22 protein-coding genes are annotated in these 20,669 nt (G+C 58.5%); 11 read left to right on the forward strand and 11 right to left on the reverse strand.

What is annotated here, in order from left to right; all coding sequences use genetic code 11:
- The first annotated feature begins 66 nt into the window (after positions 1 to 66).
- Together C4N23_RS08765 and C4N23_RS08770 are read left to right on the forward strand one after the other, a co-directional pair.
- The gene (locus C4N23_RS08765) at positions 67 to 651 is read left to right on the forward strand and encodes a manganese efflux pump MntP (protein WP_112145483.1); all 585 of its coding nucleotides are present in this window, start codon (positions 67 to 69) and stop codon (positions 649 to 651) included.
- Between the two features lie 312 nt (positions 652 to 963).
- Positions 964 to 1,566: a hypothetical protein gene (locus tag C4N23_RS08770; protein ID WP_181567102.1), complete on the forward strand. Its 603-nt coding sequence runs from the start codon at positions 964 to 966 to the stop codon at positions 1,564 to 1,566.
- Between the two features lie 122 nt (positions 1,567 to 1,688).
- Here the strand turns inward: C4N23_RS08770 and C4N23_RS08775 are convergent, their stop codons facing one another.
- From C4N23_RS08775 to C4N23_RS08785, 3 genes are read right to left on the reverse strand one after another with little or no spacing between them, the layout of a single operon-like run.
- Positions 1,689 to 2,372, reverse strand: coding sequence for a GntR family transcriptional regulator (locus C4N23_RS08775; protein ID WP_055189063.1), 684 nt, complete (start codon positions 2,370 to 2,372; stop codon positions 1,689 to 1,691).
- A gap of 5 nt (positions 2,373 to 2,377) precedes the next feature.
- Complete coding sequence (locus C4N23_RS08780; RefSeq protein ID WP_112145487.1) at positions 2,378 to 3,067, reverse strand: RluA family pseudouridine synthase; 690 nt, start codon at positions 3,065 to 3,067, stop codon at positions 2,378 to 2,380.
- The gene (locus C4N23_RS08785) at positions 3,064 to 3,615 is read right to left on the reverse strand and encodes an NUDIX domain-containing protein (RefSeq protein WP_112145489.1); all 552 of its coding nucleotides are present in this window, start codon (positions 3,613 to 3,615) and stop codon (positions 3,064 to 3,066) included. The genes C4N23_RS08780 and C4N23_RS08785 overlap by 4 nt, the downstream gene beginning before the upstream one ends.
- A gap of 368 nt (positions 3,616 to 3,983) precedes the next feature.
- On the opposite strand from C4N23_RS08785, the gene nifJ reads away from it, so the two are divergent.
- The 8 genes from nifJ (at position 3,984) to C4N23_RS08825 (ending at position 13,058) form a co-directional block, all read left to right on the forward strand.
- Positions 3,984 to 7,529 carry a pyruvate:ferredoxin (flavodoxin) oxidoreductase gene (gene nifJ / locus C4N23_RS08790; protein WP_112145491.1) on the forward strand — a complete coding sequence of 1,182 codons (3,546 nt, stop codon included), beginning with the start codon at positions 3,984 to 3,986 and terminating at the stop codon, positions 7,527 to 7,529.
- Between the two features lie 492 nt (positions 7,530 to 8,021).
- On the forward strand, positions 8,022 to 8,291 hold the full coding sequence (locus C4N23_RS08795; RefSeq protein WP_112145493.1) for a DUF7724 family protein: 270 nt from the start codon (positions 8,022 to 8,024) through the stop codon (positions 8,289 to 8,291).
- Positions 8,284 to 8,508 carry a DUF7723 family protein gene (locus C4N23_RS08800; protein ID WP_112145495.1) on the forward strand — a complete coding sequence of 75 codons (225 nt, stop codon included), beginning with the start codon at positions 8,284 to 8,286 and terminating at the stop codon, positions 8,506 to 8,508. The genes C4N23_RS08795 and C4N23_RS08800 overlap by 8 nt, the downstream gene beginning before the upstream one ends.
- The gene (locus C4N23_RS08805; RefSeq protein ID WP_112145497.1) at positions 8,509 to 8,790 is read left to right on the forward strand and encodes a DUF4160 domain-containing protein; all 282 of its coding nucleotides are present in this window, start codon (positions 8,509 to 8,511) and stop codon (positions 8,788 to 8,790) included.
- A 534-nt stretch (positions 8,791 to 9,324) separates the two neighbouring features.
- Positions 9,325 to 10,896: a magnesium transporter gene (gene mgtE, locus C4N23_RS08815; RefSeq protein ID WP_112145501.1), complete on the forward strand. Its 1,572-nt coding sequence runs from the start codon at positions 9,325 to 9,327 to the stop codon at positions 10,894 to 10,896.
- Between the two features lie 193 nt (positions 10,897 to 11,089).
- The gene (locus C4N23_RS14045; protein WP_181567103.1) at positions 11,090 to 11,371 is read left to right on the forward strand and encodes a hypothetical protein; all 282 of its coding nucleotides are present in this window, start codon (positions 11,090 to 11,092) and stop codon (positions 11,369 to 11,371) included.
- A gap of 86 nt (positions 11,372 to 11,457) precedes the next feature.
- Complete coding sequence (locus C4N23_RS08820; protein ID WP_055189052.1) at positions 11,458 to 12,096, forward strand: rhomboid family intramembrane serine protease; 639 nt, start codon at positions 11,458 to 11,460, stop codon at positions 12,094 to 12,096.
- Positions 12,093 to 13,058: a DNA polymerase III subunit delta' gene (locus C4N23_RS08825; protein ID WP_112145503.1), complete on the forward strand. Its 966-nt coding sequence runs from the start codon at positions 12,093 to 12,095 to the stop codon at positions 13,056 to 13,058. The genes C4N23_RS08820 and C4N23_RS08825 overlap by 4 nt, the downstream gene beginning before the upstream one ends.
- Positions 13,059 to 13,114: 56 nt before the next feature.
- On the opposite strand, the gene C4N23_RS08830 is transcribed toward C4N23_RS08825, so the two are convergent.
- Complete coding sequence (locus tag C4N23_RS08830) at positions 13,115 to 14,404, reverse strand: D-alanyl-D-alanine carboxypeptidase family protein (protein WP_112145505.1); 1,290 nt, start codon at positions 14,402 to 14,404, stop codon at positions 13,115 to 13,117.
- Between the two features lie 26 nt (positions 14,405 to 14,430).
- On the reverse strand, positions 14,431 to 15,393 hold the full coding sequence (locus C4N23_RS08835; protein ID WP_112145507.1) for a D-alanyl-D-alanine carboxypeptidase family protein: 963 nt from the start codon (positions 15,391 to 15,393) through the stop codon (positions 14,431 to 14,433).
- A 106-nt stretch (positions 15,394 to 15,499) separates the two neighbouring features.
- Here C4N23_RS08835 and C4N23_RS08840 point away from each other — a divergent pair, with 106 nt between their 5' ends.
- Complete coding sequence (locus C4N23_RS08840) at positions 15,500 to 16,036, forward strand: gamma carbonic anhydrase family protein (RefSeq protein ID WP_112145509.1); 537 nt, start codon at positions 15,500 to 15,502, stop codon at positions 16,034 to 16,036.
- 236 nt (positions 16,037 to 16,272) lie between these two features.
- Here the strand turns inward: C4N23_RS08840 and C4N23_RS08845 are convergent, their stop codons facing one another.
- From C4N23_RS08845 to C4N23_RS08870, 6 genes are all read right to left on the reverse strand, one after another.
- Entirely contained in the window at positions 16,273 to 17,040 is a 768-nt protein-coding gene (locus C4N23_RS08845) for a biotin--[acetyl-CoA-carboxylase] ligase (RefSeq protein WP_112145511.1), read from the reverse strand.
- Positions 17,037 to 17,525, reverse strand: coding sequence for a YfcE family phosphodiesterase (locus C4N23_RS08850; RefSeq protein ID WP_112145513.1), 489 nt, complete (start codon positions 17,523 to 17,525; stop codon positions 17,037 to 17,039). Before C4N23_RS08850 ends, C4N23_RS08845 begins: the two co-directional genes overlap by 4 nt.
- 21 nt (positions 17,526 to 17,546) lie before the next feature.
- Complete coding sequence (gene rsmI / locus C4N23_RS08855) at positions 17,547 to 18,386, reverse strand: 16S rRNA (cytidine(1402)-2'-O)-methyltransferase (protein WP_055189039.1); 840 nt, start codon at positions 18,384 to 18,386, stop codon at positions 17,547 to 17,549.
- A gap of 15 nt (positions 18,387 to 18,401) precedes the next feature.
- The gene (locus C4N23_RS08860) at positions 18,402 to 19,079 is read right to left on the reverse strand and encodes a tRNA1(Val) (adenine(37)-N6)-methyltransferase (RefSeq protein WP_112145515.1); all 678 of its coding nucleotides are present in this window, start codon (positions 19,077 to 19,079) and stop codon (positions 18,402 to 18,404) included.
- Between the two features lie 150 nt (positions 19,080 to 19,229).
- Positions 19,230 to 19,400: a DUF362 domain-containing protein gene (locus C4N23_RS08865; RefSeq protein ID WP_055189035.1), complete on the reverse strand. Its 171-nt coding sequence runs from the start codon at positions 19,398 to 19,400 to the stop codon at positions 19,230 to 19,232.
- 287 nt (positions 19,401 to 19,687) lie between these two features.
- Positions 19,688 to 20,629 carry a PSP1 domain-containing protein gene (locus tag C4N23_RS08870; protein ID WP_055189033.1) on the reverse strand — a complete coding sequence of 314 codons (942 nt, stop codon included), beginning with the start codon at positions 20,627 to 20,629 and terminating at the stop codon, positions 19,688 to 19,690.
- Positions 20,630 to 20,669: the final 40 nt, after the last annotated feature.

The following is a 20,669-nucleotide window of genomic DNA, read 5'->3' on the forward strand; positions in this document are numbered from 1 at the left end:
ACGCGCACCGATTCCGGGTTTTGTTAGCCGCACCAAATCTGGTCAAATTTAGGAGGCATATTCAGTATGGAATGGAGTTTCTTATTCTTCTTCAACAGCGCACTGCTGGGCGTGGGTCTGGCGATGGATGCGTTTTCGGTCTCGATGGCAAATGGTCTGCACGATCCCAAAATGTCGATGAAGCGGATGTGCATCATCGCAGGCACCTTCGGCCTGTTTCAGGCGGTCATGCCTATGACGGGCTGGGTCTGCGTCCACACCGTCGTAGAGCTGTTCTCATCCTTTGAGACATTCATTCCGTGGATCGCCCTCATCCTGCTGGCCTACATCGGCGGAAAGATGCTGATGGAGGGCATCAAGGGCGAGGAGACCGAGGAAGCCGCCGCGCTCAGCGCCGGTGCCCTTTTTGTGCAGGGCGTCGCCACCAGCATCGACGCCCTCTCCGTCGGTTTCACTATTTCGGAGTACGGCTGGGTCATGGCACTGGTGGCTTCCCTCATCATCGCGACGGTCACCTTCTTTATCTGCATGGCCGGTCTGCACATCGGCAAAAAGTTCGGCACCAAGCTGGCCGGAAAAGCCTCCGTTCTGGGCGGCATCATCCTCATCGGCATCGGTCTGGAAATTTTCCTGACCGGCATCTTCGGCTAAAACGTTTTCTGGTGCCCTTGCGGAAAAACAGCTGCATTTTCGGCGGTTTCTCTAAGAAATTGGGGAGCGGCTTGGCAAAGCTGCTGTGTTTTTTGCCGCTTCGTGCGCAAATTCCGCACCTTCAGCGAATGAGCAAAGATTCTTTACTGAAATTTCGTACAAAGAAACGCTATTCGGTCGGATTTTTGCGAAAAATCCTCTTGCCAAATCCTTGGAGTTCTGGTATTCTCAAGCCAGAAACCAGCTTACCGGACAAAGGTCTGATAAGTTGAGATACCAGATCATTTAAGGGAGGTACCGAATATGGCAAGCATGAGCCGTAGAGTTTTCCTGAAATGCGTCGGCGCTGCTGCGCTGGCTGTTACCGCATCCGGCATCTTCGCAGGGTGTTCCGAGGAGGGCGGCGGATCGAAAAACACCGTGTATGGCGCCAATGAGACCGTCCAGATCAATGGCGTGAATGTGAAGCTGTTGGGCTATCAGCAGGGCTTTGGTTCGGAGATTGCGGGCAACTATGCAGATAAGACGCTGATCGCCATCTGCTTTGGCCTCGACAATCAGTCGGAAAAGGCCATCCAGATGGGCAATACGGCACAGGATAAACTGAGCGATGTTTGGAAAGCCATCAAGAACAACAAATTTGACACGCTTGGCGAGAGCGAATTTGTTGTGGTGGCAAAGGACAAGAAACTGGGCCACGCAGCAATCGGCTTCAGTAGAATGACCCCCAACGCAGGCATCGGCGACATTCTGGGAGCCGGATTCCTTGGCACACTGGAGCCCCAGAAATCTGGCTGCATCAAGATCTATGCGATCGTTCCGAGCGATTGGGAGCAGATCGGCATCCAGTATACGCCGTACTTTGCCCCGAACGAGACCCGCAGCTTTGTGCTGAATCGCTCCAATCAACTTTAATAAACGATAAAATTTCCGCGCTCTTCCCCCAAGGGCGAACGTTCTCCGATAAGCAAAAGACCAGCGCCGCAGAGTATCTCACCCTGCGGCGCTGGTCTTTTTTGGCGTTCCACGTGGAACATTTATTTTTCGGGTTCAAAATAGTCGGCGTATTCCTCGGTCAGCTTGCTGCCCAGCCGACGGATGCCGCCGTAGAGGTGGCGCTCCACCAGCGGCTCAAAGGCCGCAAGGTCGCACCGCTCGATGGCCTCAATGAGGTTCGTATGGTCCGCAATCACCTCGGCCAGCCCGCCGCTGGTCATGGTGTCCAGCATCCGGAAGCGGCTGTAGTCGGCGTGAGCGCTCTGCAAGGTGCGCCAGAGGTACATCTTGCCCATAGCTGCGAACCATGTCTCGTGGAGCAGCCGGTCGGCCTCATACAGGCGGTTGAAGTCCGGATGCTCGGCGTGGGCCAGCTCCTCGTAGGCGGCGGCCCGCTTCCGGATCAGCGCCCGCTGCTCCGGGGTGCACTTTGGCGAAAAATCCCGCAGGACGCGGGCTTCCACGGCGGTGCGCTCATAGATCAGCTCCTCCACGATCTCCCGGTTCAGCCGGGTGACGGTGGTGCCTTTGTAGGGCACGATCTTCACCAGCCCGTTTTCCTGCAACCGCTGCAAGACCACCCGGATGAGGGAACGCGGTGCTCCGAACCGGGCGCAGAGCGGGTTTTCACTCAGCAAGCTGCCGGGGCGGATGGTCAGATCGATGATTTCCCGCTCCAGCACTTCATAAATTTCGGCATCCGCCTTGTATGTTTGTTGTTCCATAGCATTTACCCGATGTTCCATGGTTCCTCGTTCGGCTTTTCCAGCCGGAATTCCATCTGCTGCCCCGTTTCCGGGTGCAGGAATTGCAGCCGCGCACTTTGCAGGGCGATGTTCCCCTTGAACCGGCTGCCGTATTTGCCGTCACCCCAGAGCGGATGCTTCCGGGAGGCGAACTGCACCCGGATCTGATGGGTCCGCCCGGTGTGGAGGGTGATGTCCGCAAGGCTCAGGACCCCGTTTGTGGCCGTGATGCGGTATTCCAGCACCGCTTCCCGCACCCCTTTGCGGGGGCGGCTGACCGGGAAGACCCTCCCCTTCCGGCTGTCCTTGAAGAGATAGTCCCGCAGAGTCCCCGCTTCGGGCAGGGATTCATCCGGCGCTCCCGCAAGGACGGCGCGGTATTGCTTCACGAAGACCGGTGCGGCGGGGGTGTGCTTCGTGGGTTCGGCCCGGCCGTCCAGCACGGCGTAGGCGTCCTGACTTTCGGTGATCTGCCGGGTCAGGGCCGCTGCGGCGTTCGGCGTCTTGGCCAGCACCATCAGCCCGGAAACGCCGATGTCCAGCCGGTGCACCACCCCCACATAGGCGTCCGGCTTGCCCCAGAGGGCCCGCAGCGCGTCGGGCAGACCCGTTTCACTGGAAAGACCCGCCGGTTTGTTCACGACTGCAAGGGCCGCATCTTCGTAGACGATCACAGTTTGCCCTCGTCCAGCAGGGCCTTGAGCTTCAGCACGCCCGCAATGGTCTTGCCGTCCCTGATCTCACCGCTCAGAACCATTTCGTAGGCCTTTTGCAGCGGCACGCGGTCGGGGGTCAGGAACTCGTCCGCGTCAAGGTGCATGTGGGTCTTCGTCAGGCCGGTGGCGACCCATGTATAGATGACCTCGGTATCGTAGCCGACGGTGGGGTAAAATTCCCCCAGCGAGGTGTAGTGCGCTGCAGTCAGGCCGCACTCCTCCTCCAACTCCCGCTTGGCGGCTTCGAAGGGGTCCTCCCCTTGCTCCAGCTTGCCGGCGGGCAGCTCCCACAGCTCCTGCTGCATGGCGTAGCGGAACTGGCGGACCATGCAGATGGTGCCGTCCTCAAAATAGGGCACGATGCAGGCCCCGCCGTGGTGGTGGACTACCTCGCGGGTGGCGGTCTTTCCATTTTCCAGCAGGGCGGTATCCTTGGTCAAGGTGACCACCCGGCCCTCGAAGATCACCTCACTGGTCAGTTTCTTCTCAAAATGTGCTGCGTCCATCGTTTCTGCGTCCTTTCTGAGCGGGCCGAAAACGTTCCGGACCCGGAAAATCCATTGGTTCCAGTTTACGGCATCTCCTGTATGATTGTCAATTCAAAATTAAGGAAAAGTTAAGAAAAATCCGCTGATCCCGCCAAAAACTTAAAATTCTGCAAGAAAAATCTCACCAAAAACACAAGAGTAAAAAACAGCCAAAAAATTTCTTGAATTTTTGTTGTGTTTTGCTAGTCGGTTTGCGTTTACTTTAAGGGCGGAATTTGCTATTATAGTATACGAGCAATAGTGCCTTTATGGGGTTCTCCGGCCCCGCCGGGGCGCATATTGCCCCGCGCAAAAGGTACCAAATTCTGAACAATGGAGGAAGAAAAATGCCTAGAGCAAAGCAAACCATGGATGGCAATACCGCTGCCGCTCATGTAGCATATGCCTACACGGACGTGGCTGCCATCTACCCCATTACCCCGTCTTCTCCGATGGCTGACTCTGTGGACCAGTGGTCTGCAGCAGGTCAGAAGAACATCTTCGGCAATCAGGTCAAGGTCGTCGAGATGGAGTCTGAGGCCGGCGCAGCCGGCGCAGTGCACGGCTCTCTGGGTGCAGGTGCTGTTACCACCACCTTCACCGCTTCTCAGGGCCTGCTGCTGATGATCCCCAACATGTACAAGATCGCTGCGGAGCAGCTGCCCTGCGTGTTCGATGTTTCGGCACGTACCGTTGCTACCCAGTCCCTGAACATCTTCGGTGATCACAGCGACGTTATGGCATGCCGCCAGACCGGCTTCGCAATGCTGGTCGAGAGCAGCGTGCAGGAAGTTATGGATCTGTCTCCCGTGGCTCATCTGGCAGCCATCGAGGGCAAGGTCCCCTTCCTGAACTTCTTCGATGGCTTCCGTACTTCTCACGAGTACCAGAAGATCGAGAAGTGGGACTACGCTGATCTGAAGGAAATGTGCAACATGGAGGCTGTTGAGGAGTTCCGCAAGAAGGCGCTGAACCCTGAGCACCCCAAGATGCGCGGCTCCCACGAGAACGGCGACGTGTTCTTCCAGCATCGTGAGGCCTGCAACTCTGTCTACGACGCACTGCCCGCAGTCGTCGAGAAGTACATGGCCAAGATCAACGAGAAGCTGGGCACCAACTACGACCTGTTCAACTACTACGGCGCTCCCGACGCAGACCGCGTCATGATCGCTATGGGCTCTGTCTGTGACGTTGCAGACGAGGTCATCGATTACCTGAACGCTAAGGGTGAGAAGGTCGGTATCGTCAAGGTCCGCCTGTATCGTCCTTGGGTGTCCTCCGCTCTGCTGAAGGTCCTGCCCAAGACTGCCAAGAAGGTCGCAGTTCTGGACCGTACCAAGGAGCCCGGCTCTCTGGGCGAGCCCCTGTATCTGGACGTTGCAGCTACCCTGCGTGAGGCTGGCATGAACGATGTCATCCTGACCGGCGGCCGTTACGGTCTGGGCAGCAAGGATACTCCCCCGTCCTCTATCTTCGCTCTGTTCAAGGAGCTGGAGAAGGATCAGCCGAAGGAGCGCTTCACTCTGGGCATCACCGATGATGTCACCGGTCTGTCCCTGCCTGAAGTCAAGCCCGCTCCCATCACCGCAGCTGCTGGCACCAAGGAGTGCAAGTTCTGGGGTCTGGGCGGCGACGGCACCGTCGGCGCTAACAAGAACTCCGTCAAGATCATCGGCGACCATACGGATAAGTATGTTCAGGCATACTTCCAGTATGACTCCAAGAAGACCGGCGGCGTGACCATCAGCCATCTGCGTTTCGGCGACAAGCCCATCCGCAGCCCCTACTACATCAATCAGGCTGACTTCGTGGCATGCCACAACCCCGCTTACATCCACATGGGCATGAAGATGGTTCAGGATGTCAAGCCCGGCGGCGTGTTCATGATCAACTGCCAGTGGTCCGATGAGGAGCTGGATCAGCACCTGAACGCTGAGGCAAAGAAGTACATCGCTGACAACAACATCCAGCTGTACACCATCAACGCAATCGATAAGGCAATCGAGATCGGTATGGGCAAGCGTACCAATACCATCCTGCAGTCCGCTTTCTTCAAGCTGGCTGACGTTATGCCCATCGAGGACGCCGTCAACTTCATGAAGCAGGCAGCTCAGAAGAGCTACGGCAAGAAGGGTCAGGACGTCGTTGAGATGAACTGGAAGGCCATCGATGCCGGTGTTGACGCGATCCACAAGGTCGATGTCCCCGCTTCTTGGTCCAACCCCGCAGCCGATCCCGCCCCGAAGGCTCTCTCTGGCCGTCCGGAACTGGTCAAGCAGATCCGCGACGTCATGGAGCCCATCGCTCGTATGGACGGCGACAGCCTCCCCGTCTCCGCTTTCGTTGCAAATGCAAACGGCGAGTGGGAGCAGGGTGCTTCTGCATATGAGAAGCGCGGCACTGCCGTCAATGTCCCTGAGTGGGATGCTTCCAAGTGCGTTGGCTGCAACCAGTGCGCATTCGTGTGCTCTCATGCAACCATCCGTCCCTTCCAGCTGACTGCTGACGAGCTGGCTGCTGCTCCCGCACAGACCAAGAGCCGCGACAACCGCCCGGCAAACGAGTACAAGTTTGTCATGGCTGTGTCTCCTCTGGACTGCATGGGCTGTGGCGAGTGCGTCACCGTCTGCCCCACCAAGGCAATCACCATGGTCCCGCAGGAGTCTCAGGCAGATCAGCAGGCAGTCTTCGACTACTGCGTCGCCAACATCTCCAAGAAGCCTTCCAAGTTTGCTGATGATACCGTCATCGGTTCTCAGTTCAACCAGCCGCTGCTGGAGTTCTCTGGCTCCTGCGCAGGCTGTGCCGAGACTTCTTATGCTCGCCTGATCACTCAGCTGTTCGGCGAGAAGATGTACATCTCCAACGCTACCGGCTGCTCCTCTATCTGGGGCGGTACCGCTTCCATCTCTCCGTACACCGTCAACAAGGACAGCGGCCATGGTCCTGCATGGTGCAACTCCCTGTTCGAGGATAACGCTGAGCATGGTCTGGGCCTGTACCTCGGCCAGAAGACCGTCCGTGAGAACCTGATCAAGCGCATCGCTGAGGTCGCTGGTTCTGACAAGGCTTCCGCTGAGCTGAAGGCTGCGTTCGACAAGTTCATGGAGACCAAGAACAACACCAAGGCCAACGACGAACCCGCTAAGGCTCTGATCGCTGAGCTGGAGAAGGCTGCTGCCGCTGGCTGCACCGAGTCCGCTGAGATCCTGAAGAGCAAGGAGTTCATCGCGAAGAAGTCCGTCTGGATCTTCGGTGGCGACGGTTGGGCATACGACATCGGCTTCGGCGGTCTGGATCACGTTCTGGCCTCCGGCGAGGATGTCAACGTCATGGTCTTCGATACTGAGATGTACTCCAACACCGGTGGACAGGCATCCAAGGCTTCCAACATTGGTGAAGTCTGCCAGTTCGCTGCTGCTGGTAAGGAAATCAGCAAGAAGAGCCTGTCTGAGATCGCAATGACTTACGGCTACATCTATGTTGCTCAGATCGCTCTGGGTGCTAACATGAATCAGGCTGTCAAGGCAATTGCTGAGGCTGAGGCTTATCCCGGCCCGTCTCTGATCATCGGCTATGCTCCCTGCGAGCTGCACGGTGTCAAGGGCGGCATGACCAACTGCCAGAACGAGATGAAGAAGGCTGTCGAGGCTGGTTACTGGAACCTGTTCACCTTCAACCCGGCCAACAAGGCTCAGGGCAAGAACCCGTTCACTCTGACCTCCAAGGCTGTCGACGCCGAGAAGTATCAGGCACTGCTGGCAAACGAGACCCGTTACAGCCGCCTGACTCGTGCCTTCCCGGATCGTGCAAAGCAGCTGTTCGCACGCAACGAGCAGGTTGCAAACGACCGTTACGAGCATCTGACCCGTCTGGTCGAGCTGTACAAGTAATCTTTCTTTGGAACTTCTGGTTTGAACGGGCCGCAGCGGCACCCTAGCCCGAAAGGCGGCTGCTCCGCACTGGCGGTTACTGCGCAACGCAGCAGTGCGAAACTGTGGCAGGTGAGAGCTGAAATTCCAAGCAGAAGAACGTACAACGCTTCCGCTTTTGCAAGCGAAACTCTGATTTCATTCCCACGCTCTCCTGCGGCATTGATCCGCAGGGAGCCGGGTGTTTGAAATACCAAAGCGCCCGCGAGGGTCCTTGAAAGCACACCCCGCGTGTGTCAGGAGCATAAGGTCTGCTTGCAGATACCTTGCTCCGCCTACGGCATAAGACCTGCTTCGCAGGGATCTTGCCGCAGTCAAAAACGAATCCCGTTTTTAGCGCCCCGCTCACCGACAACGGTGACCGGGGCGTATTTTTGTGCCCAAAACATTTCATTGACGAGGGCAAATACTCATGCTAGAATAGAATTGAAATCAGTGGAGGGGAGGAAAATCATGAACAACTGTGCTTTTTTGAGCAATGAAGGAAATGTAACCTCTTTTTGCTTTGACGGAAAAACGATTCGTTTTCGGACATCGTCGGCGTTGGAGCGCTATACAGATGTCGTAGAATGGGATGAAGGGTATCTTGTGGTAAAGGCAAAATACAAGGGACATGCGGAAGAGGAAGAGTATATTGATCTGGTTCCAATTCTTCATAATCTCTATATCGACGCGGATGCCTTTTTGAAGCCTATCCAGAAAGTGAGGTTACAATATGCCTGATATTATAAAGGTAGCAGACACGGCAGATATGATCGTGAATGGGTATGCGTTTACGAAAGAAAATGGAATGATCCGTGTGCTGAATTTGAATCATCCGGAACGAGCCTGTGTTCTGACGAAAAATGGAGAAATGGCAGAAACGACAATGGATGACGTGGAACTTTCCATTGTTTCAGATTACTACCAGAAAAATAAAAAATATCTGGAGGAATCGTAAATGCCAAAGTATTATGACTTTAAGATCTGCGGCTACTATCTTTATTTTACGGCTCACTGTATTATTGAATGTATGCACGTTCATGCCAGTGACCGGAAATTGACGGAAGCGGGATCGGCCAAATTTTTTGTCAAAAGTAATGGAGATACCATTGTAGAGAATCAGGGAATGCTGACAGACCGCGAAATGCGTAAAATTCAGGCATTTATCAAAGACAATTACAAGGAAATGTACCTAAAATGGTCTGAAATGAGTGAAAATGGCTTTTATGGTCAGGAGTAATGACGGCAGAAAGTCTATTTTACACTTTCTTCATAGGTTTTTCATGAAAAGCAACCCATTCTGTGCTATACTACAGGCATAAGGAACCGGGGCCGCAACCGATTCCTTGTACATGATTCCTCCTCACACCAAGGCAATATCCGAACAGAAAGCCCATTCCAGCGTTCCGCAAGTGCTGGAAGGGGCTTTCTGCGTTTTTGACGGAAATTTCCCTCGTCTTTTGGCGGATTTAGGGTTGACCGGCCTTTTCGTGAACGCTATAATAAAAAGTGGAAAAGAATTTTAGGAGGTGAACGCAGGACAATGGACCCGGATCATAGTCGAAGACACGGATCAACTGCGAAACAACAACAGCAAAAAGCAGCTGCGTTCGCCTTTTTTGCCCGGTAAGAGGTGCCGTTTGGTACTTCTCAGCGGGGAGAAAGGGCGCGGCTTTGTGCGCGGTAAGGGCGGAAGGGCCCCATCCTGCGCTGGGCGGCGCTTTTTGTTTTGTGAGCTGTCCGATCCGCCGGAAACGGTAAGGAGGAACACAAAATGGAACTGGAAGAAAAGAAGACTGGGGCACCGGAAGCCTCGCTCCCCGTGCCCGAACTGCCCACGGATATCCCCGCAGAGGTGCGGCAGAAGCTGGCCGAAGACCTGAACGAAGAAGCTACCGAGGACCTCAAGCAGGACGTGCGCGACGCTGAAGAGGAAGAGGCCAAGGACGAAGAGGTCAAGGCCAACCCCGAAATGCTGACCAAGAGCCGTCTGCTCAAGATGCTGGTGAAAAAGCAGTACGTGAAGCTGCGTGAGGTCACCGAGGAAGAGCAGCCCGCGGACTTAGCGGAGCTGTTGGAAGAGCTGGACGAGAATAACCGCCTTGTGGTTTTCCGTCTGCTGAAAAAGGACGTGGCAACGGAAGCTTTTGCCTACATGTCCGATGAGGCCCGCGACGATCTGGTCAATGCGTTTTCGGATATCGAGCTGGTCAGCGCCATCGAAGAGATGAGCTTGGACGACGCAGCCGACCTTTTGGAAGATATGCCCGCCGGTGTGGTCAAGCGGGTGCTGGAGAAATCCTCCAAACAGACCCGTGAGAGCCTGAACAAACTGCTGAACTACCCCGAAAGCTCGGCCGGCAGCCTGATGACCCCCGAATACGTCCGTCTGCGGAAGGATATGAACGTCAGCGAGGCGCTGGCCGCCATCCGCCGACAGGGCGAGAATGCCGAGACGGTCTACACCAACTACGTGGTGGAGCGGAACCGTCTGCTGGGCGTTGTGTCGGCCCGCAGTCTGCTGCTGGCCGACCCACAGACTCCCATTGAGGACATCATGGACGATAATGTGGTCACCGTGAAGGTCACGGACGATCAGGAATATGTGGCCCGTGAGATGCAGCGCTACGACTTCACCGCCATGCCTGTTCTGGACAACGAGGGCATGTTCGTCGGTATCATCACCATCGACGATGCAATCGATGTCCTGACCGACGAGTCCACCGAGGATATGCAGAAGATGGCTGCTATTCTGCCGGATGACGATGCAACGACCTATTTTGGTACGAGCGTCTGGACCCACGCCAAGCAGCGCATCCCTTGGCTGCTGATCTTGATGCTGTCGGCGACCTTCACCGGCATGGTCACCACCCACTACGAGGAAGCGTTCGTCAGCCTTCCCCTGCTGGTCTCCTTCATGCCCATGTTGATGGATACCGCCGGCAACTGCGGCAACCAGATCAGCACCCTGATGGTTCGCGGCCTTGCGCTGGGCGAGGTGGAGCCTTCCGATTTCCTGAAAGTCCTCGGTAAGGAGCTCCGCGTTTCCGCCATCGTGGGCGCAGTGCTGGGCCTTGTGAACGGTCTGCGCATCTACCTGATGTACACCTTCATCTTTGCAGGCCAGTACGAGAACGTGCTGGGCTATGCTGTCGTGGTCAGCGTGTCGCTGTTCTTCAGCGTCATTCTGGCAAAGCTGGTGGGCGGTATGCTGCCGCTGGCCGCCAAGAAGCTGGGAGCTGACCCGGCCATTATGGCGACGCCCTTCATCACCACCATCGTCGATGCGTGCAGCTTGATCCTCTACTTCCAGATCGCGCAGCTCGTGTTCCGGAATATGATGTAAAACGTTCGGAGAACGGATGTCTCTGCGGTTTTGCCGCGGTTACACCCGTTCTCTTTTTTACAGTTTTCAACACCGCGGTTTTATACATTGCGGGATGTGGAAAACTCAGGGGGCTCAGATTCCAACGGGGAGAATGCGGAATGGCTTAGAGGAAAGCCGGTGAAAAAAGAAAAGAAAAGGCCTCGACTTTCTTTTGGAAAAAAGAAAATTCTCCTGCATTTCTCCCCAAAACCCTCCATGGAAAATGCAGGGAAATACATCACGTATAAAAATCAGTCTCTGCACCTGTGGAAAACTCGGTGGAAAAAGTGGAAAACACCGTGGGAAACTGCCCCTCTTTTTCACAAATTCAGTGGAAAACACCGTGGAAAAAGTGGATAAGTCCATCCGGCAGCACCAAAAATGGATACAACCGGCCGTTTTGGCACTCCCCCACAGCGACAGCCAAGCCCTTTGTTCACAGGGAGTTCCTTGAATGGCCCGGCCAAACATGGTACAATAAAAAATACACACAGCCCCGTCTGACCGGGGCAAATTCTACGATCATGGAGGCGTCTGCCTATGAACTGGCTTACCAAACTGGAGCGGAAGTATGGCCGCATCTGCATCCCGAACCTCATCTCGATCTTGGTCGGCGCGCAGATCTTGGTCTACGCCGTGGAGCTGTTCGTCAATCAGTATATCTCACTCTACCTGAGCCTGAACCGCACCGCCCTGCTGGTGGGTCAGCTCTGGCGGGTCATCACCTTTGTGTTCGTTCCGTTTTCGGGCGGCGGACCGCTGAGCGTGGTGCTGGGCATCTACTTCACGTGGTTCATCGGCAGCGCGCTGGAAAACGAGTGGGGCGATTTTCGCTTTAACCTTTATATCCTGCTGGGCATGGTGGGCGCGGTGGCGGCCTGTCTGCTGACGGGCTACGCCGATACCTACTGCCTGTCCCTGTCGCTGCTGCTGGCCTTTGCCATGCTTTACCCGGAGGTTCAGGTGCTGCTCTTCTTCGTCATCCCCATCCGGGTGAAGTACTTCGGCCTGTTCGCGGGGGCGCTGTGGCTGCTCAGCTTCCTCGGTGCCGGGGCAGCGGGCAAGCTGAACTATCTGCTCTGCATGGTGAACTTCCTCGTCTTCTTTGGCCCGCAGGCGTGGCGCAGTGTCCGCGCGTGGGTCCGCCGTGAACAGTGGAAGAGGAAGAACCGCCGATGATGCTGGATCGATTGGAAGGCAACGCGGAGCTGAAATCCAGCGTTCGCCTCATGCTGGACAGCCGCCGCTTGACCCACAGCGTCCTTTTGGTGGGCGAGGAGGGGCTGGGAGCCGGTTTCGCGGCCCGCTGCGTTGCGGCCGATTATCTTTACCCCCAAGGCGGAGCGCCCGCTGAGGCGCTTGTACGGGGCGAATGCTGCCGTGCTGTGGCAAAGGCCGGCAAGCGCGACAGCGGCCAGATCGAAACGGGTGTCGTGCGGGAGGCCATCTCGGTCACCGGCATGGGCTCCGGCGGAAAATATCTTGTCGGTCAGGTCACGGCCATGCGGTCGGAGATCTTCAACACCAGCCTTTCGGCGGAGGGCCGCGCCGTCCTGCTCTACCATGTGGAGCGGATGAACGAGGAATCGGCCAACGCCCTGCTGAAGGTCATGGAGGAGCCGCCGGAGGGCGTGCTCTTTCTGCTGACGGCGGATTCGCTGGCGGGCGTGCTGCCCACCATCCGGAGCCGCTGCATCAGCTTTGCCATGGCTCCCGTCTCCCCTGCCGACTGCGCCCGCTACTGCACGAAGCAGGGGGTGGACGCCAAGGCGGCGGCCCTGTACAGTGAGCTTTTCGACGGCCACATCGGCACAGTGCTGGCCGCCGCGCGGGACGACGCCCGCCGCGAGCAGGTGGAACAGGCTCTGACGCTGGCCAAGGCCGCCGCCGCGAAGGACAGCTACGCCGCCGCCGTCCTGCTGGCCGGTTACGAAAAGGAGAAAGACGGTGCGGCCGCCCTGCTGGCCGATTTCCGGGCCGTCGCCGCTGCCGGGCTGCGCGGCAGCCCCCGCTCCCCGGTGCAGGGCGATGCCGCCCGCAAGGCGCTGGGAGCCGCCGATGCCGCCATGCAGCGCATCAGCGCACAGGTCAACCCGAAGATCGTTCTGTCTGTGCTGGCCGCAAAATTCAGAAGCTTCTGAACAAGAAAAGCAGCCGCGTTTGCGGCTGCTTTTCTCGTTATCATGCTGAAAATATCTTATCTTCTCCGGGTGCGGTGCTTACGGTTCAGGTTCAGCGAACCGCCGCTGGCGACCATGGTGACGAAGCTGAGGACTGCAAGAATGAGCACCAGAGCCGCCATGAGGAGCAGGGTGCTTTTGAGGTCGGTGCGAAAGTCGGAGACGTATTCCTGATGGGTCACGAGGCTGACCTTGCCCACCTCGTAGCCGTCCAGATAGACGGTGGCCTCGCCGAGGACGGCGCCGTTCTTGATGGTGGCGGAGACGCTCTCCGGCAGCTCGAAGCTGCAGGTCACCTTGTCGTCGGCGTGGCCGTAGCCGCTGAGGGGTTCGGCGGCATAGAGCTCCACGGCTTCCTCGCTGCGGCACTTGGTCAGCGGAACCGTGGTCAGCGGCGTTTCAGTGTCCACAAGCTGACGGTCTGCAAAGCTGGCGAAAGCCCAGTCCAGCAGCTCGGAAGCTTCCTTGTAGATGTTGTCGAGGTCGGAGCCGAGGATGACCAGCCCGTAGGTGTGGCCGCCTTTCTGGGCAAAGGTGACGTAGCAGCGGCCCGCCAGCGTGGTGAAGCCGGTCTTCATGCCGCGGATGTAGTCGCGGTAGTAGGGGTACTCCGGGTTCAGCATCAGGTTGGTGGAGGTGATGGTCCGCTCGTTCTGGTGCAGGTTGGTAGCCGGGAGGGTGTAGCTCAGGGTATTGGCGGCCTTCATGTAGGTCTCGTTGGCGGCACAGGCCGACGCGATGAGGGCAAGGTCATGGGCCGAGGAGACGTTGCCGTAGTCATACAGGCCGTGCACGCAGGTAAAGCTGGTGGAGGTGCAGCCCAGCTCCTGCGCCTTCTGGTTCATCATGGCCACAAAGTTGGGCAGACTGCCGTCCGCCACGTCGCTGGCGATGACGCTGGCAGCGTCGTTGGCGCTGGCGACCAGAAGCCCGTACAGCAGGTCGATGCGGCGCACCGTCTCGCCGATGCGGAGATTCATGGTGCTGCCATTGGCGTTCTGGATGTCCTTGAACTCCTGCGTCAGGCTGGTGGGGATGGTGATCTCCGCGTTCAGATCCTTGCCGCTTTCGAGGAAGAGCAGGGCCGTCATCATCTTGGTCAGGCTGGCGATGTAGCGCTGCTGGTCGATGTTTTGTTCCAAGATGGGCTTGTCGATGTCCGCGTTGAACAGGTAGACCGATTCGCCCTCATTGGCGGTCTGGATGGGCATTTCGTACACGGCCAGACCCGGCAGTGCAGCCGAGACGGCCAGCACAGCCGTCAGCAGCAGGGCAGCGGCCCGGCGGAAGAAGGTGTTTTTTTGCATGAGCATATCCTCCCAAAAGATTCAGATCATCCCAGCAGTTTCTGCCAGAACGAGAACAACGTGTACTTTTCGAGTGCCGGGGCAGTTTCCACCGGTGCCGGATGGAGCTCCGGGCTGGTGAAGGCCCAGTCGAACAGCTCGGCGGCCTCGCGGAAGATGTTCTGGCTGTTGGAACCCAAGATCACAAGGCCGTAGGTGTGGCCGTCCTGCTGGGCAAAGGTGACGAAGCACCGCCCCGCTTGGGTGGTGAAACCGGTCTTCATCCCGTGGGCGTAGCTGCGGTAATAGGCGCTGGCGGGCTGCAGGAGCTTGTTGGTGGTGGTCACGGTCCGGGCGGGATGCACATTGGTGGCGGGCAGCTCGTAAGCCGTGGCGTCGGCGATCCGCCGATAAGCAGGGTTCGCGTAGCATGCCAGCGCGATCTTGGCCATATCGCGGGCCGTGGAGTAGTTGCCGGTGTCGTAGAGGCCGTGGGCGCAGGTGAACTGGGTGGAGGTGCAGCCCAGCTGAGCCGCGCGGGCATTCATTCGGGCTGCAAAGGCCGCAAGGTCGCCCCCGGCATCGTCGCTGGCGAGGACGCTGGCCGCATCGTTGGCGCTGGGCAGCAGCATCGCGTAGAGCATATCGATGCGGCGGACGGTCTCCCCCGCCTGTAGGCCGATGGTGTGGCCCCGGTCTGCCTTGATGGCTGCAAACTCCGGCGTCAGGCTGTCCGGGATGGTGATCTCCGCGTTCAGGTCGTTTCCGCGCTCGATCACCAGCAGGGCTGTCATCATCTTGGTCAGGCTGGCAACGCAGCGGGGCAGGTCGGGGTTCTGCTCCACAAGGACTTCCCCGGTGTCGGCGTCGAAGAGATAGATCGACTCCTGCGGGTAAGCGGTCTGGATGGGCATGGCGTAAACGGCAAAGCCGGGCAGCGCAGCCGCCGCCGCGATCGCGGCGGTCAGCACCAGCGCCAGCACCCGGCGCGCAAAGGAATGGATGTACATGGTCAAAAGCTCCTTCGGAAGTTCCCGGCTTCCACGATGGGGGTTGAAAAAGAACTATTAAAAGAATACCATAAAAGAAGCAAAAGAGAAAGGTGGTTTTTCAACAATGATCGTTTCCTTTGGTGGAAAAACGCCCCAAGACCGCGGTGCGGCCTTTGTGGCCCCCAATGCCACGGTGCTGGGCGATGTGATTCTGGAAGCCGGTTCGAGCGTCTGGTACGGGGCGGTGCTGCGCGGAGACGACGGCACCCTGACCCTTGGCGAGAATACCAACGTGCAGGATAACGCGGTGCTCCACTGCGACCCCGGCGGGGCCGTGTTGCTGGGCAAAAATGTCACGGTGGGCCACAGCGCCCTTGTCCACGGCTGCACCGTGGGGGACGGCAGCCTCATCGGGATGCACGCCACCCTGCTGAACCACTGCGTCATCGGGAAAAACTGCATCATCGGGGCCGGGGCGCTGGTGCCGGAAGGAATGGTCATCCCGGATGGTTCCGTGGCCGTCGGCGTCCCGGCGCGGGTCATCAAGACCATCTCCGCCGAACAGGCTGCACACAACGTCGAAAATGCGCAGCACTATGTCACGGACGCGAAAAATCACGATGCTGTCATAAAAGTTTCACAAGAATTTACAAGAATGTAATGACTTTTGTTCCGAAATCGGGTATACTATAGAGCACAAGGGAGCGGGGCCGCAACCGTCTCCCTTGCACATGATTCCTCCTCACACCAAAGCAATACCCCAAAAAGCAGGAACCCCCTCCGGTGTACCGCAAGCGCCGGAGGGGGTTCTTGTTTTTCTTGATAAAGGATTCCGAATAAACCTCGCCCTTCGGGAGAGGTGGCATCGCGCAGCGATGACGGAGAGGGTGATGCCGCTTACACCGCCCCGTAAATGCCGTGGACGGAGACTTCGCCGGTGAAGACGTGCTCTTCGCCGCTGTCCGTGCGGACGACGAGGCGGCCCTCTTCGTCCACGTCGATGGCTTCGCCCGCGCCCTGCCCGCCGCCCGGCAGGTCAAAGGTCACGCGGCGGCCGATGTTGACACAGGCGGCCTTGTATTCCTCCCGGAAGGGGGCAAACCCCTCCCGCGCGAAGACGTACATCGGGCGGTCGAAGCCGAAATCGGTCAGGCCCTCGGCCAGCCACTGCGGGTCGGCGGCGAGATCAACGACTGCTCCCTGCAGCGCCAGCGAGGTGCCGTGGGGCAGGTCCGCCGCGTCAAAATAGCTCTGGGGCTGGGCCAGATTGATGCCGATGCCGCACAGAATGCCCCGGCCCTGCTGCTCGTAGCCGTAGGAGACGGATTCGCACAGGATGCCGACGATCTTCTTACCATTCAGCAAAAGGTCGTTGGGCCACTTGATCTGGCAGTCCACGCCGTAGCGCAGCTTGAGCTGGCTGCGCACGGCAAGGCTTGCCAGCAGCGGCAGGGTGGCGGGCTGCGCCAGCGGCTCCCGGATGGCGACGGTGTAGTACAGCGCCTTGCCCTCCGCGTTGACCCAGCTGCGGCCCAGCCGCCCCCGGCCGGCGGTCTGGTTGGTGGTGTAGACCGCGCCCACCGGGCCGAACTCCTCGAAATGCTCTTTCACATAGGCGTTGGTGCTGCCGCATTCGGGCAGATAACGCACCTCATTGATGCTCATAGATGTGGTACCTCTTTGTGTTCGTGGGAGATGATCTTCCCTTGGTCCAGCGTCAGCACACCGTAGGTGTTGGGGCCGGTATAGCACCGGCCGCAGGAGCCGGGGTTGAACAAAAACACTTTGCCGCGCTGCTCGGCCACCGGGATATGGGTGTGGCCGAACAGGGCCACCTCGGCCCCGCGGGCGGCGGCGGCATCGGTGAGCGTATCCAGATCGTATTTTACACCATACATATGGCCGTGAGTATAGAAGACGACGACCTGATCGAAGGCGGCCAGACCGTCCAGCGGCTCCAGCGCGCCAAAATCGCAGTTTCCGGCCACCGCATAGACCTTCATTTTCGGGTAGAGCGTCAGGGCCTCTTCCAGATCACGCAGACCGTCGCCGAGAAAGATCACGGCGGTCGCGTCGCTTTCCGCATGAAGAATGCGCTCGACAGCTCCGGTGCTGTTGTGGCTGTCACTCAGAATCAAAAGTTTCGTCACGGGACAACGTCCTCCTAAAATTTAGTTATTCTGCATGGCCAGCATCTGCTTGTAGACCTCGCTCTTGGAATACGGGGTCCCCTGTGCAGCGGCTTTGGCGGCGGCGGTGGGGCCGTAACCCTCGCTTGTCAGGTCTAAGGCGCGCTGGGCGGCCTGTTCCAGCGTCAGGCTCTCTTCGGTCTCGGCGGCGGGTGCCCCGGCCATGACCAGCACATACTCGCCGCGGGGCTCATTTTCGGCGTAGTGGGTCTGTGCCTCGCCGAGGGTGGTCTTCCAGATCTCCTCGTGGAGCTTGGTCAGCTCGCGGCAGAGGGTGATGCTCCGCTCAGTGCCGAAAGCCGTCACCAGATCGTCCAGCGTGGTGCGCAGTTTGTGCGGCGCTTCGTAGAAAATGACCGTCCGCTTCTCGCCCTGCAATTCGGCCAAGCGCTCCCGCTTCTGCTTTTTGTTCACGGGCAGGAAGCCCTCGAACACCCAGCGGGAGGTGTCCTGCCCCGAAACCGCCAGCGCCGTGACACAGGCCGAGGCGGCGGGCACCGGCACGACCTTGATGCCGCGGGCCAGCGCATCCCGGACGATGACCTCGCCGGGGTCGGAGACGCAGGGCATTCCGGCGTCTGAGCAAAGGGCGCAGTTCTCCCCCGCCTCGATGCGGCGCAGGATGCCTTCGCCTTTTTGCAAAGCGTGCTCGTAGTAGCTGACCATCGGCTTTTTCAGGCCGAGGAAGTTCAGCAGCTTCATGGTCACGCGGGTGTCCTCGGCGGCGATGAAGTCCGCCGCACCAAAGGTCGCCGCTACCCGCGGCGGCATGTCGTCCAAGTTGCCGATGGGTGTTGCGACGATATATAACGTACCAGCCATACAGACCTCCCAATTCTAGTTGTTCCCGTACAGGGCCGCCCCCGCCGAGATGAGCACATCCGGTTCGATGCGCAGCCCGGTCTTGCGGTTTTTCTGCGCCTCCACCAAAAAGAGCCACGGGGCCGCGTCGGGCTTGTTCTTCACAAAGGCGAGGCGCTTGGGCTCCAAGCGGTTGGCCCGCAGCACAGCCAGCACCTCGGCCAGCCGTTCGGGCCGGTGGCAGAGCGCCAGCCGCCCGCCGTCCTTGAGCAGCCGGAAGCCGCAGCGGCAGACATCCTCCAGCGTGCAGTCGGTCTCGTGCCGCGCTGTGGCGCGGGCAGGGTCACTGCTCTGGAACCCGTCAGTAAAGTAGGGCGGGTTGCAGGCGCAGACATCGAAGCTGCCCTCCCCCGCCCGGTAGGTGCGCAGGTCGGCGCAGACGGGGGTGATGTGGTCGATGCTTTGTGCGGCCAGTGCCTCGCGCAGGAGGCTGCTTGCCTCCGGCTGGAGCTCTACGGCGGCACATTCGCCCCGGTGGCCCCGGTCGTGCCATTCCAAGCTGACGATGCCGCAGCCGGAACACAGGTCCACGGCTTTCTGGCTGCGCTTTGGCTCCGTGAACCGGGCCAGCAGCAGCGCGTCCGACCCGAAGCGGTGGGCCGCCGAACAAAAGACTTCTGTTTTATTATACAAAATCTCGGTGGAATGTTCCATATCTGTGCCGTGAATCCTTTACCAAAATATCGGGCCGGAATCTCCGGGAAAATTGTGCAGGGCGGAAAACCGCCCGCAAACAAAAAGCAGCAGACCCGCTTTGAACAGGTCTGCTGCTTTTGATGCGTTTTTACGGATATCGCCGTGAAATTATTCAGCGGTGATAGCACCGGTGGGGCAAGCGCCCTCGCAAGCGCCGCAATCGATGCAAGCGTCTGCGTTCACAACTGCAACACCGTTCTCAACGGTGACAGCACCAACGGGGCAAGCGCCCTCGCAAGCGCCGCAGCCAACACATGCGTCAGAAACCTTGTGTGCCATAATAAAACTCTCCTTTATTTCCCGTGCCAATGTTTAGGAGAAGCCTGCCCTCGCACGGTGCCAGCAAGCTGCTCCGGAATTCATCCTTGTCTGCATTCTAACAAACCAAAAATGAAAAGGCAAGACTAACCGTACCGCCGTAAAGGGCTTTTTTTATTTTTTGTTGGGTTGCACAAAAGCAACGGCTAACTTTACGGGAAAATTGAGGGAGATTTTTAGCGAAAATCACGAAGCACGGTTAGTTTTATAATACTAACCACTGTGATTTCCCACCATTTTTCTGGGAATTATTTCGCCTTTTTGGGGCAGTTTCCACAGCCGGCGGGGTTGCCGTCGGCGTCCGCTGCAGCCACCACAGGGGCGGGGTTGCGCACGCCGGAATAGTCGTCGTCCGGGTCGGGGCGGCGGGGGGCGCGCTTGCCGCCGCTGACATACTCGCACACGCCGACCTTGTAGTACCGGGGGGTCAGGGCTTCGGAGCCGCAGCGCACCCGCAGGTAGCCGGAAACGGGGTTCACTTCCAGCACGGTGCCGAGACCGTCCGGGGTGCGGACGGTGCTGCCCACCATGGGCATGATGCTGTTGAGGTACTCGTAGGCGCTCTCCTCATAGGCAAGGCAGCACATCAGGCGGCCGCACGCGCCGCTGATCTTGGTGGGGTTCAGGGAGAGGCCCTGCTCTTTGGCCATCTTGATGGAAACGGGCTGGAAGTCCTTCAAAAAGCGGGAGCAGCAGAAGGGCTGGCCGCAGATGCCGAGGCCGCCGATCATCTTGCTCTCGTCGCGCACGCCGATCTGGCGCAGCTCGATGCGGGTGTGGAAGATGCCGGCCAGATCCTTGACCAGCTCGCGGAAGTCCACGCGGCCGTCGGCGGTGAAGTAGAACATGATCTTGGAGCGGTCGAGGGTATATTCGGCCTCCACCAGCTTCATTTCCAGCCCGTGCCGGGCGATGCACTCCTGACAGGTGTGGTAAGCCCGCTTTTCATCCTCGCGGTTCTGGCGCATCCGGCGCACATCCACGCTGTCGGCTATCCGAGTGATGGGCTTGAGGGCCTTGGGTACGGCGGCATCCGTCACTTCCTTGACGCCCTGCACCACCTCGCCGCACTCGATGCCGCGGGCAGTCTCGACGATGACGTGATCGCCGGTTTTGATCTCGGCCCCGGCGGGGTCGAAGTAATAGCTTTTTCCGTTTTCCTTGAAACGGACAGAGATCACTTTTTTCATAGTTTTCCTCGTACTATTCCGATAAACACTCAAAAATTTG

This window comes from Faecalibacterium hattorii, assembly GCF_003287455.1.
GTDB classification, from domain to species: domain Bacteria; phylum Bacillota; class Clostridia; order Oscillospirales; family Ruminococcaceae; genus Faecalibacterium; species Faecalibacterium hattorii.